Consider the following 12,329-nt stretch of genomic DNA (forward strand, 5'->3'; position numbering starts at 1 on the left):
TATGATCTACAAGGCTATCGTCTTTCTTCCACTGATCGGCTTCCTGATCGCCGGCCTGTTCGGCCGCTCCATCGGCGCCAAGGCATCGGAATATGTCACCACCGGTCTGATGATCGTGGTCGCCATCCTGTCGTGGATCGTCTTCTTCACCGTGGCACTCGCCCATGGCGAGCCGGGTGAGGTGATCAAGGTTACTGTTTTGCGCTGGATCCAGTCCGGCGGCATCGACGTCGAATGGGCGTTCCGCATCGATACGCTGACTGCTGTCATGTTCGTCGTGGTCAACACGGTCTCGACGCTGGTGCATCTCTATTCGATCGGATACATGCACCACGATCCGCATCGTCCGCGCTTCTTTGCCTATCTGTCGCTCTTCACCTTCGCGATGTTGATGCTGGTGACTTCCGACAACCTGCTGCAGATGTTCTTCGGCTGGGAAGGCGTGGGTCTGGCGTCCTATCTGCTGATCGGCTTCTGGTTCAAGAAGCCTTCGGCCTCTGCTGCCGCCATGAAGGCCTTCATCGTCAACCGCGTCGGTGACTTCGGCTTCATTCTCGGCATTGGCGGCGTGTTCGTGCTGTTCGGCTCGATCAATTTCGAAACCATCTTCGCTGCCGCTGCGACCTATCTGCCGGCTGAAGGTGCGGCCTCCTCGGAAACCGTCATCAACCTGTTCGGTATGCATCTGGACAAGGCGAATGCGATGACGGGCGTCTGCCTTCTGCTCTTCATGGGCGCCATGGGTAAATCGGCGCAGTTCCTGCTGCACACCTGGCTGCCGGACGCGATGGAAGGCCCGACCCCGGTATCTGCCCTCATTCACGCCGCAACCATGGTTACCGCCGGCGTGTTCCTCGTCGCCCGCATGTCGCCGCTGTTCGAACTGTCGCATGATGCGCTGACCGTCGTGACGCTGATCGGTGCGATCACCGCCTTCTTCGCGGCAACCGTCGGCCTCGTGCAGAACGACATCAAGCGCGTCATCGCCTATTCGACCTGCTCGCAGCTCGGTTACATGTTCGTGGCGCTCGGCGTCGGCGCTTATGGCGCGGCCGTGTTCCACCTCTTCACGCACGCCTTCTTCAAGGCCCTGCTGTTCTTGTGCGCCGGCTCGGTCATCCATGCCGTCGATGGCGAGCAGGACATGCGTTACATGGGTGGCCTGCGCAAGCATATCCCCATCACCTTCTGGACCATGACCGTTGGCACGCTGGCGCTGACCGGCGTTGGTATTCCGGGCACGATGATCGGTTTTGCCGGCTTCTTCTCGAAGGACGTCATCATCGGATCCGCTTACGCGTCCCATTCGGTTCTGTCCGGTTTCGCCTTCACGCTGCTGGTCATCGCCGCGCTGTTCACCAGCTTCTATTCCTGGCGTCTGGCTTTCATGACCTTCTTCGGCAAGCCGCGCGCATCTGCCGACGTCATGCACCATGTGCATGAATCGCCGATGGTCATGCTGATCCCGCTTTTCATCCTCACGGTTGGCGCGATCTTTGCCGGTGTTGCCTTCGAAGGTTATTTCTTCGGCCACGAATATGCCGAGTTCTGGAAGGGCGCTCTGTTCACGCTTCCGGAAAATGAAATCCTCGAAGAGTTCCACCATGTTCCGCTGTGGGTGAAGTGGAGCCCGTTCTTCGCCATGGCTCTTGGTTTCGTGACCGCCTGGTACATGTACATCAAGTCGCCGGAAACGCCGAAGCGTCTGGCCGAGACCCATCGCGGCCTCTACCAGTTCCTCTTGAACAAGTGGTACTTCGACGAACTCTATGACTTCCTCTTTGTACGTTCCGCAAAGGCGCTCGGCCGCTTCCTGTGGAAGAAGGGCGACGTCGCCGTCATCGACCACTATGGACCGAACGGTATTGCAGCGCGTGTGGTTGATGTGACCAACCGCATGGTCCGCCTGCAATCCGGTTACCTCTATCACTATGCCTTTGCGATGCTGATCGGCATCGCGGCGCTTGTCACCTGGATGATGCTCGGGAGTGCCCTCTGATGACCGATTGGCCCATTCTTTCAACGGTCACCTTTCTGCCGCTCGTCGGCGTGGTGCTCCTGCTTCTGACGAATGAGAACGGCCCCTATGGTCGCCGCAACATTCTCAACGTCTCGCTGCTGACGACAGTCTTCACCTTCATCGTGTCGCTGTTCATCTGGATCGGTTTCGACAATTCGAACCCCGGTTTCCAGATGGTCGAGAAGCATCAGTGGTTCGGCAACATCGCCGCCTATCATCTCGGCGTCGACGGCATCTCCATGCTCTTCGTCATTCTCACCACCTTCCTCATGCCCTTCTGCGTGCTGGCAAGCTGGGATTCGATCGAGAAGCGCGTCAAGGAATACATGATCGCCTTCCTGCTTCTGGAAGTCGTCATGGTCGGCGTCTTCGTGGCGCTGGATACGGTTCTCTTCTACGTCTTCTTCGAAGCGACGCTGATCCCGATGTTCATCATCATCGGCGTCTGGGGCGGCAAGGATCGCGTTTACGCATCCTACAAATTCTTCCTCTACACGCTGCTCGGCTCGGTTCTGACCATGCTCGCCATCATGGCCATGTACTGGCAGGCCGGCACGACCGACATGACGGAACTGCTGAAATACGGCTTCCCGGCCGGCATGCAGACCTGGCTCTGGCTTGCCTGTTTTGCAGCCTTCTCGGTGAAGATGCCGATGTGGCCGGTACACACCTGGCTGCCCGACGCCCACGTTCAGGCACCGACCGCCGGTTCCGTCATCCTTGCCGGCGTCATGCTGAAGCTCGGCGGTTACGGTTTCATCCGCTTCTCGCTGTCGATGTTCCCCTTGGCGTCTGATTATTTCGCGCCCTTCGTCTTCACGCTGTCGGTACTCGCCATCATCTACACCTCGCTGGTGGCGATGATGCAGGACGATATCAAGAAGCTGATCGCCTATTCCTCCGTCGCCCATATGGGTTACGTGACCATGGGTATCTTCGCCGCCAACGTTCAGGGCGTGCAGGGCGCAATCTTCCAGATGCTGTCGCACGGTATAGTCTCGGGCGCGCTCTTCCTCTGCGTCGGCGTTGTCTACGACCGTCTCCACACCCGCGAAATCGCGGCCTATGGCGGCCTCGTCAACAACATGCCGAAATATGCCGTCGCCTTCATGATCTTCACCATGGCCAATGTCGGTCTGCCCGGCACCTCCGGCTTTGTCGGTGAATTCCTGACGCTGATCGGCGTATTCCGCGCCAACACGCTGGTCGCGCTGTTTGCGGCAACCGGCGTCATCCTCTCGGCCGCTTACGCGCTGTGGCTTTATCGCCGTGTGATCTTCGGTGCGCTGGAGAAGGAAAGCCTGAAATCGATGCTCGATCTGTCGACCCGCGAAAAGGTCATCCTTTATCCGCTGGTTGTGCTGACGATCTTCTTCGGCGTCTATCCGGCGCCGGTGTTCGATGCGACAGCCGCATCGGTCGATCTTCTGGTAAACAACTATTCGGCTGCATTGCAGGCGGCGCAAAATGTTGCGCTCTCTATGAATTGACGACAGGACCCGTTGGACATGACCGCTGAAATCCTTTTTGCCAGTCTGCACATTGCGACGCCCGAGCTGATCCTTGCGGTCGGCGCGCTGGCGCTGCTCATGATTGGCGTCTTCTCGGGCGACAAGTCGACAACGACGGTCACCGGCCTTGCCGTTGCCCTCCTGCTCGTCGTCGGTCTCTGGATCATTTTTGCCCCGGCATCGGGCGTTGCCTTCGGCGGCGTCTACATCGCCGATGCCTTCGGTAACTTCATGAAGGTACTGGCGCTGATCGGCTCCATCACCGCCATGATCCTCGCCGTCGGTCAGGGCCGTTTCGAACCCATCGGCCGTTTCGAATATCCGGTGCTGCTGGTCCTTGCGACGCTGGGCATCCTGCTGATGATCTCGGCCAACAACCTGATTTCGCTCTACATGGCGCTGGAACTGCAGTCGCTGGCGCTCTATGTCGTCTGCGCCATCAACCGTGAAAGCCTGCGCTCCACGGAAGCGGGCCTGAAGTATTTCGTGCTCGGCGCGCTGTCTTCCGGCATGCTGCTTTATGGCATGTCGCTGGTCTACGGCTTCACCGGCAATACCGGCTTTACCGAAATCGCCCAGGTTCTGGCCTCGGAAACCCGTTCGCTCGGTCTGGTCTTCGGCCTGGTCTTCGTTCTCGCCGGTCTCGCCTTCAAGATTTCGGCCGTGCCGTTCCACATGTGGACGCCGGACGTTTATGAAGGCGCGCCGACCCCGGTAACGGCGTTCCTGTCGGCTGCGCCGAAGATCGGCGCCATGGCGATCCTCGTTCGCATCGTCATCGAGGCGTTCCAGCCGGTCTTCGCCGACTGGCAGCAGATCGTCGTGTTCATTTCCATCGCCTCCATGCTGCTCGGCTCCTTTGCCGCAATCGGCCAGAAGAACATCAAGCGCCTGATGGCTTATTCCTCCATCGGCCACATGGGTTATGCGCTGGTCGGTCTTGCTGCGGGCACCGAAGCCGGTGTTGCCGGCGTCATCCTCTACATGACCGTTTATATGGTCATGACGCTCGGCACCTTCGCCTGCATTCTCTCCATGCGCCGCAAGGAAATCGGCAATGTCGAGACTGTCGAGGATCTGGCCGGTCTTTCGTCCTCCAACCCCTTCATGGCGGTTGTGCTGACGATCCTGATGTTCTCGCTTGCCGGTATCCCGCCGCTCGCCGGCTTCTTCGGCAAATATTACGTCTTCCTCGCAGCCATCGAGGCGAAGCTCTATCCGCTCGCCATCATCGGTGTGATCGGCTCGGTTGTCGGCGCCTATTATTATATCCGCGTCGTCAAGGTCATGTGGTTCGATGAAGCCAAGGACAAATTCGAGCGTCCCGCCGGCGAACTCAAGGTCGTTTATGCGCTTTCCGGCCTCTTCGTTGTCGCCTTCATCGTCTTCGGCGGTGCACTTGGCAACGCGGTGACAGTTGCGGCGAAGACCTTCTTTTGAGCAGCACGCACAAGCATACGGGCCGGATGTCCATCGATGACTTCCGGCACGAGGCGATGGCGGAAACGCCATCGACCAATCTGGAATGTTTCGCCCAGGCAAGGGCGGGCGATGGCGGCAATCTGTGGATCACCGCCATCCGCCAGACTGGCGGACGCGGCCGTCGCGGCCGTCCATGGGTCTCCGAACCCGGCAATCTCTACGCCTCGCTTCTTCTGATCGATCCCGCTCCGATGGACCGCATAGGGTCTCTGCCGCTTGCCTTCGCGCTGGCTGTTTATCGCGCCATCCGCGCAGTGCTGCCGACGGGTGGTGAGCCGCTCGAAATCAAATGGCCGAACGACGTTCTGATCGGACGCCGCAAGACCTGCGGCATTCTGATGGAGGCGGAGCTGCTGCCGGATGGCCGACGCGCCATCGTCATCGGCATCGGCATCAATATCGCCCATAAGCCGGAAAATCCGCTTTACCCCGTCACCATGCTCTCCGAACATGGTGCGTCCTGCTCGCCCGACGAATTGTTCGCCCATCTTTTCCGCGAGACGGCGGAGGTGCTGGGGGCTTGGGACGAGGGCAGGGGCGTTGCCGGCATCATGGCAGGCTGGCGTGCCGCCGCCTGCGGTATCGGCGAACATATCACCGTCAACTTTCCGGACCGTTCGATTGGCGGGCGTTTCGTCGGGATTGATGATAATGGTTATCTGCTGCTGGATGAGGATGAGGGCGCAAGGCGCTCGATTGCCGCTGGCGACGTGTTTTTCGGATGAGGTGAACGGCGCGGCCCGAAGGCCCGCGCCGAACCGCTTTCGACGGGTTGGAGCTTTCCTGCGGCTCATGAAAAGCAGGGTGACAAACCGGTTCCGCATCGGCCCGGTCGATCAGATGGTTCAACAGGTCCGATGCTTAAGAGCGCGGCGGGCGCGGCCAATTGCCGTCGCCTGCGTGCTTTCGTGAATGGATAAGAAAAACAATGGCTAAACAGGACGAACTGGTCTTTGTGCCGCTTGGCGGCGTGGGTGAAATCGGCATGAATCTGGCGCTTTACGGCTACGGGCCGGAAAGCAAGCGCCAATGGATCATGGTGGATTGCGGCGTGACCTTCGCCGGCCCGGACCTGCCGGGCGTCGATCTGGTGCTGCCGGACATCAGCTATATCGCCGAGCAGAAAAAGAACCTCAAGGGCATCATCATCACCCACGCCCATGAAGACCATTATGGTGCGCTTAACGATCTGTGGCCCGGCCTCAACGTGCCGGTCTATGCCTCGCCTTTCACGGCCGGCATGCTGGAAGCCAAGCGCGCCTATGAGGGCACGCGTGCCGAAATTCCGGTAACGATCTTCAAGGCGGGCGACCGCATCAATGTCGGCCCGTTCGAAATCGAGGCGGTCGGCGTCAACCACTCCATTCCGGAGCCGATGTCGCTGGTCATCCGCACGCCGCTCGGTAATGTCATCCACACCGGTGACTGGAAAATCGACGAAGCGCCGTCGCTCGGTCCGTTGACGGATGAAGCCCGTTTCCGTGCCATCGGCGAAGAGGGCGTGCTGGCGCTAATGTGCGACAGCACCAATTCGGTGCGAGATGGTGTGTCGCCCTCCGAACACGAGGTTTCCGAAGGCCTGCGGCAGATCATAGAAAACGCCGAGGGTCGTGTGGCCGTCACCACCTTCTCCTCCAATGTCGGGCGCATCCGCTCGATTGCGCAGGCCGCGGAAGCAGCCGGCCGCGAGGTGTTGCTGCTCGGCTCGTCGCTGAAGCGCGTCGTCAACGTCTCGCAGGACCTCGGCATCATGGAAGGCATCAAGCCGTTCCTCGCCGAAGACGAATATGGCTATATTCCGCGCGACCGGGTGGTGTTGATCCTGACCGGTTCGCAGGGCGAGCCGCGCGCCGCACTCGCCAAGCTCTCGCGTGACGAGATGCGCAATGTGGCGCTGGCTTCCGGCGATACGGTGGTGTTTTCCTCGCGCGCCATTCCCGGCAATGAGAAGGCGATCATCGACATCAAGAACGGCCTCATCGAGCAGGGCGTCCATATCGTCACCGACAATGAGGCGCTGGTACACGTCTCGGGCCATCCGCGCCGCAATGAACTTCTGAAGATGTATGAATGGACGAAGCCGCAGATCGTCGTGCCCGTCCACGGCGAGGCGGCGCATCTGGTGGCGCAGAAGGAACTGGCCGAACAGGCCGGCATCTCGCAGGTGCCGAAGGTGCGCAACGGCAATGTTCTGCGCCTTGCGCCAGGTCCGGCCGAAGTCGTCGACGACGTGCCGCATGGCCGCGTTTTCAAGGATGGCAACCTCGTCGGCGATATGGACGAGATGGGCATCAGCAACCGCCGCAAGCTGTCCTTCGCCGGCCATGTGGCCGTCAATGTCGTGCTGGATAGCCGTTACGATTTCCTCGGCGATCCCGATGTCGTGCCCTTCGGCCTGCCGGAATTCGATGACGAGGACGAGGCGATGGAAGACACGCTTTATGACGCCGTGCTCGGCGCCGTCGAAAGCATTCCGCGTGCCCGCCGCAAGGATCTGGATCTGCTGCGTGAAGCGGTGCGTCGCGCCGTGCGCGCCGCCGCCAACCAGAGCTGGGGCAAGAAGCCGATCGTGACGGTTTTCGTGACCAAGGTCTGAACCGGGACCTTCCCGGCAATCGGCCGGGGCGTCTGCCTCTTTCCCGTTGATTCCAGGGCCGTGCCGCAAAGCGCGGCCCTTCTGTTTTTCTTTAGGGTTTCTTGCGGAGAAGTGATTCCGATCTGCGGATGAATGCGTTACAAGAAGCCCATTGTGCAGGAGGATCACATGCCGCTTCTTTCGGCCTTCGCCGTTTATTTCATCGTCTGGTGGACGGTGCTTTTCATCGTGCTGCCGATTGGCCTGCGCACTCAGGATGAGGAGGGCGATGTGGCGCTGGGCACGGTCGCCAGTGCGCCATCAAGGTTCAGGGGCGGGCGGATCGTTTTGTGGACAACCCTGATTTCGGCCCTGATCTGTGGGCTGTGGTACGGCGGAACCTGGTGGTTCGGCGTCAGCCTCGATGACCTGCCGAGAATTATTCCCGTTTTCGATTGAAAAGCTGCGCGGGCGATCGCCGTTTGCGCGCATCTGCCCACTCAGACTGGCGGCGAGCCCATGGTCGCGGCAGTTTCCGGCGGATATGACCGGGATTCTGTCATATGGATGTCATATCTCTCGTGCACACAGCAGGAACGTACTGGGTGCCTGATTCACCGCCATAATTTTACCGGAATATAACGGCGGGGCGGGGTTCTTTGCGTAGAAGCAAAAAAAAACAAGGCCTTTCAGCCTTGTTTTCCAGGTTTCGCGTGATCTGTAACCGTTGCCGGGGCTGCGAACGAGCGCGCCTAAGATCTGATCCTCCCAAGACTGACCGCGAAAATGACAAGAATTTAAACTTCCTGCCTCTTTTGTAAGCTAAAGCTAGCCCAAAGCCCCATGCTTGTCATCTCATTTTTTGCATATTTGTTACAGTCGGCAAAAAATTCTCCGTGGTGCAATTTGTCGCACCGGATCAAGAATAATATTCCGATCAAAGCGTTTTGACGCGAATTAGCTATCGCGAAAATACCGTAAAATCGCGTTTAACGCTCTTTTCATGGCGGGTTTTCATCTCGGCCGGAAACGGCTATATCCGGCGCCAATATCCCTCTATTCGGGGCGATTCCCGTGCCTTTGCGCGCCGTCGTCCGCATCAATGGAAGCCGTCATGCGTCTCAGCCGTTATTTCATGCCCATCCTGAAGGAAAACCCCAAGGAAGCGGAGATCGTCTCCCACCGCCTCATGCTGCGCGCCGGCATGATCCGGCAGCAATCGGCTGGCATCTATTCCTGGCTGCCGCTCGGCAAGCGCGTGCTGGACAAGGTCAACAGGATCATCCGCCAGGAGCAGGATCGCTCGGGCGCCATCGAGCTTCTGATGCCGACGCTGCAATCGGCCGAGCTCTGGCAGGAGAGCGGCCGTTACGATGACTACGGCAAGGAAATGCTGCGCATCAAGGACCGTCAGGACCGCCAGATGCTCTATGGCCCCACCAATGAGGAGATGATCACCGACATCTTCCGTTCCTATGTGAAGTCCTACAAGAACCTGCCGTTGAACCTCTACCATATCCAGCTGAAGTTCCGCGACGAGGTGCGTCCGCGTTTCGGCACCATGCGTTCGCGTGAGTTTCTGATGAAGGACGCCTATTCCTTCGATTTGACGAAGGAAGACGCGATCCATTCCTATAACAAGATGTTCGTGGCTTACCTGCGCACCTTCGAGCGCCTTGGCCTGCGCGCCATTCCCATGCGTGCCGATACCGGCCCGATTGGTGGCAATCACAGCCATGAATTCATCATTCTGGCCGATACCGGCGAATCCGAAGTCTTCTGCCACAAGAGCTTCCTCGACCGCGCCATTCCCGCCGAAAACACCGACTTTGACGACGTCGCAGCCCTGCAGGGCGTTTTCAACGAGTGGACGGCCGACTATGCCGCCACGTCCGAAATGCATGACGAAGCCGCTTACAATGCCATTCCCGATGGCGAGCGCCTTTCCGCGCGCGGCATTGAAGTCGGCCACATCTTCTATTTCGGCACCAAATATTCCGAGCCGATGGGCGCGAAAGTGCAGGGTAAGGATGGCAAGGAACACCCTGTCCACATGGGTTCCTATGGTATCGGGCCGACACGCCTTGTTCCCGCCATCATTGAAGCATCGCATGACGAGAACGGAATCATCTGGCCGGCCTCGGTCGCTCCCTTCGATGTCGTGATCATCAACATGAAGGCTGGCGATGCTGCCTGTGATGCGGCTTGCGAAAAGCTGTATTACTCGCTCTCCAACGCCGGCAAGGATGTTCTTTACGACGACACGGACGACCGTGCAGGCCAGAAATTCGCCACCGCCGACCTGATCGGCGTGCCGCTGCAGATCATCGTCGGCCCGCGTTCGGTCGCGAATGGCGAAGTCGAAGTGAAGGATCGCAAGACCGGCGAGCGGGAGACCGTGACGATCGAGGCGGCGATGAACAGGGTGCTCGGCTAAGCACGAGTGAAAGACGGAGCGGCTTCACCCGAAGTCCGCTCCGGTTTCGTAACGCGGATGCCGCAGAAATATGGGCCGGTTTTCGGAAAAGACCGGCCTTGCAGTTTAAGATCAGGGAGACGACATGGCACAAGCCGAGGCTGACAAGGGTGCGGCTGTTTCCGCCGGGGCAAAGACTGCCCGGCCGTTTTCCGCTTTTGAACGCATGGTGGCCTGGCGTTATCTGCGGTCGCGGCGCAAGGAAGCGTTCATTTCCGTCATTGCCGGGTTTTCCTTTGTCGGCATCATGCTGGGCGTGGCGACGCTCATCATCGTCATGGCGGTGATGAACGGGTTCCGCACCGAGCTCATTTCGCGCATTCTCGGCATTAACGGCCATATGATCGTGCAGCCGATCGACCAGCCCTTCAATAATTATGATGAGCTGGCGAAGAAGTTCGCCGCCGTTCCCGGCGTCACCATGGCCCTGCCGCTGGTGGAAGGCCAGACGCTCGCCTCCGGCCGCGGCGGCGCGGGTTCCGGTGCGCTGGTGCGCGGCGTGCGCCAGGAGGATATCGACAAGGTCAAGGAAGTCGCTACCAACATCAAGACCGGCGATCTGGTCGGCTTCATGGCCGGAGATGGCGTTCTCGTCGGCTCAAGGCTCGCCGCCCAGCTCGGCGTAACGGCCGGTGACGACATTACCCTCATTTCCCCGGAAGGCGACGTGACGCCGATGGGCGTCAATCCGCGCGTCAAATCCTACAAGATATCCGGCGTCTTCGAGATCGGCATGTCGGAATATGACGCCTCGATGATCTATATGCCGCTGTCCGAAGCCCAGCTTTATTTCAACGCCGAAGGCCTCGTGCAGTCCATCGAGCTTTATGTCAGCCGCCCCGACGACGTTGACGGAATCCGCCCGCTGGTGGAACAGGCCGCCGAACGGCAGATCTATATCACCGACTGGAGGCAGCGGAACCAGACCTTCTTCTCCGCCCTGCAGGTGGAAAGAAACGTGATGTTCATGATCCTCACCCTCATCGTTCTGGTGGCGGCGCTGAACATCATTTCCGGCCTCATCATGCTGGTGAAGGACAAGGGCAGCGACATCGCCATTCTGCGCACCATGGGCGCAAGCTCCGGCTCGGTGATGCGCATCTTCTTCATGACCGGGGCGGCCATCGGCATGGTCGGCACCTTTGCCGGCGTGGCGCTCGGCGTCATCGTCTGCCTCAACGTGGAATCCATCCGGCAGTTCTTCTCCTGGATATCCGGCACGGTGCTGTTCGATCCGCAGCTTTATTTCCTGAGCCAGCTTCCGGCCGAAATGGATATCAGCGAGACCATTTCCGTTGTCATCATGGCGCTGACGCTCTCTTTCCTGGCAACGATCTTTCCAGCATGGCGGGCTTCCAAGCTCGATCCGGTGCAGGCCCTGCGTTACGAATAAGGACCGCTTCGCGATATGGCAAAAAAAACAGTGCTGCGGCTTACTGGCGTCGAGAGAACCTATGGTCAGGGCGAGACGTCGCTTTCCATTCTGCGCAAGGCTGATTTCGAATTGAAGAGCGGCGAGATGGTGGCGCTGGTCGCCCCTTCGGGAACCGGTAAATCCACGCTGCTGCATCTGGCGGGACTTCTCGAACATCCAGATGCCGGCGAGGTCTATATTAACGGTGCACCCTGCAATGACCTGCCGGATGAAACGCGAACCGCGATCCGCCGCAGCGATATTGGATTTGTCTACCAGTTCCATCATCTCCTGCCGGAATTCTCGGCGGTGGAAAATGTGATGATGCCGCAGCTCATCGCCGGTCTGACACAGGCCGAAGCGCACAAGCGCGCCAGTGCGCTGCTCGACTATATGCGGGTGGGGCATCGCGGTGAGCACCGCCCGGCGGAACTCTCCGGCGGTGAACAGCAGCGTGTCGCCATCGCCCGCGCCGTCGCCAACGCACCGCTGCTGCTGCTGGCTGACGAGCCGACCGGCAATCTCGATCCGGAAACAGCGCATTATGTTTTCGACGCGCTGGAGGCGCTGGTACGCCAATCCGGCCTCGCGGCGCTGATCGCCACCCACAATCATGAACTCGCCGCCCGCATGGACCGGCGCGTGACGCTGGCCGACGGCAAGATCGTCGATTTCTGAGCTGGTAAGTCGATCCGTCCGGTGCTCTCCAGAGAACGCCGGTTCTTCTCATTTGAATTTTTTCTGAACCCGGCGGTGTTTTTACCTCCGGGTTTTTTTCGTTTTGGAGTCAGTGGCTTGCTGTTCCCATACGGGAACCGAAGGCGATTCTGCGGCATTAGCAAGGGGAATAT

At 59.4% G+C, this 12,329-nt stretch carries 9 protein-coding genes; all 9 read left to right on the plus strand.

The window, feature by feature from the left end; genetic code table 11:
* Nucleotide 1: 1 nt before the first annotated feature.
* The 9 genes from nuoL (at nucleotide 2) to O3W47_RS22290 (ending at nucleotide 12,156) form a co-directional block, all read left to right on the plus strand.
* On the plus strand, nucleotides 2-1,999 hold the full coding sequence (gene nuoL / locus O3W47_RS22250) for an NADH-quinone oxidoreductase subunit L (protein ID WP_269314611.1): 1,998 nt from the start codon (nucleotides 2-4) through the stop codon (nucleotides 1,997-1,999).
* A complete protein-coding gene (locus O3W47_RS22255) occupies nucleotides 1,999-3,510 on the plus strand; it encodes an NADH-quinone oxidoreductase subunit M (RefSeq protein WP_080817171.1) in 1,512 nt (503 codons plus the stop codon). The genes nuoL and O3W47_RS22255 overlap by 1 nt, the downstream gene beginning before the upstream one ends.
* An 18-nt stretch (nucleotides 3,511-3,528) precedes the next feature.
* Nucleotides 3,529-4,971, plus strand: coding sequence for an NADH-quinone oxidoreductase subunit NuoN (gene nuoN / locus O3W47_RS22260; RefSeq protein WP_003521512.1), 1,443 nt, complete (start codon nucleotides 3,529-3,531; stop codon nucleotides 4,969-4,971).
* Nucleotides 4,972-4,997: 26 nt separating this feature from the next.
* A complete protein-coding gene (locus O3W47_RS22265) occupies nucleotides 4,998-5,738 on the plus strand; it encodes a biotin--[acetyl-CoA-carboxylase] ligase (protein ID WP_161987840.1) in 741 nt (246 codons plus the stop codon).
* A gap of 203 nt (nucleotides 5,739-5,941) precedes the next feature.
* Complete coding sequence (locus O3W47_RS22270; protein ID WP_127756135.1) at nucleotides 5,942-7,609, plus strand: ribonuclease J; 1,668 nt, start codon at nucleotides 5,942-5,944, stop codon at nucleotides 7,607-7,609.
* A gap of 132 nt (nucleotides 7,610-7,741) precedes the next feature.
* Nucleotides 7,742-8,047 (plus strand): DUF1467 family protein, encoded by a 306-nt coding sequence (locus tag O3W47_RS22275; protein ID WP_162936669.1) that lies wholly within the window; start codon nucleotides 7,742-7,744, stop codon nucleotides 8,045-8,047.
* Nucleotides 8,048-8,702: 655 nt separating this feature from the next.
* Nucleotides 8,703-10,025, plus strand: coding sequence for a proline--tRNA ligase (proS, locus tag O3W47_RS22280; RefSeq protein WP_269314612.1), 1,323 nt, complete (start codon nucleotides 8,703-8,705; stop codon nucleotides 10,023-10,025).
* 124 nt (nucleotides 10,026-10,149) lie between these two features.
* The gene (locus O3W47_RS22285) at nucleotides 10,150-11,457 is read left to right on the plus strand and encodes a lipoprotein-releasing ABC transporter permease subunit (RefSeq protein WP_003521507.1); all 1,308 of its coding nucleotides are present in this window, start codon (nucleotides 10,150-10,152) and stop codon (nucleotides 11,455-11,457) included.
* Between the two features lie 15 nt (nucleotides 11,458-11,472).
* Nucleotides 11,473-12,156, plus strand: coding sequence for an ABC transporter ATP-binding protein (locus O3W47_RS22290; protein ID WP_003521506.1), 684 nt, complete (start codon nucleotides 11,473-11,475; stop codon nucleotides 12,154-12,156).
* Nucleotides 12,157-12,329: the final 173 nt, after the last annotated feature.

The organism is Agrobacterium sp. LMR679 (assembly GCF_027157905.1).
GTDB lineage: Bacteria > Pseudomonadota > Alphaproteobacteria > Rhizobiales > Rhizobiaceae > Agrobacterium > Agrobacterium leguminum.

Coding starts and splice junctions, on each gene's coding strand:
- O3W47_RS22285 (WP_003521507.1), top strand. CDS start 10,150: ATGGCACAAGCCGAGGCTGACAAGGGTGCGGCTGTTTCCGCCGGGGCA.
- O3W47_RS22275 (WP_162936669.1), top strand. CDS start 7,742: ATGCGTTACAAGAAGCCCATTGTGCAGGAGGATCACATGCCGCTTCTT.
- nuoL (WP_269314611.1), top strand. CDS start 2: ATGATCTACAAGGCTATCGTCTTTCTTCCACTGATCGGCTTCCTGATC.
- proS (WP_269314612.1), top strand. CDS start 8,703: ATGCGTCTCAGCCGTTATTTCATGCCCATCCTGAAGGAAAACCCCAAG.
- O3W47_RS22270 (WP_127756135.1), top strand. CDS start 5,942: ATGGCTAAACAGGACGAACTGGTCTTTGTGCCGCTTGGCGGCGTGGGT.
- O3W47_RS22255 (WP_080817171.1), top strand. CDS start 1,999: ATGACCGATTGGCCCATTCTTTCAACGGTCACCTTTCTGCCGCTCGTC.
- O3W47_RS22290 (WP_003521506.1), top strand. CDS start 11,473: ATGGCAAAAAAAACAGTGCTGCGGCTTACTGGCGTCGAGAGAACCTAT.
- nuoN (WP_003521512.1), top strand. CDS start 3,529: ATGACCGCTGAAATCCTTTTTGCCAGTCTGCACATTGCGACGCCCGAG.
- O3W47_RS22265 (WP_161987840.1), top strand. CDS start 4,998: ATGTCCATCGATGACTTCCGGCACGAGGCGATGGCGGAAACGCCATCG.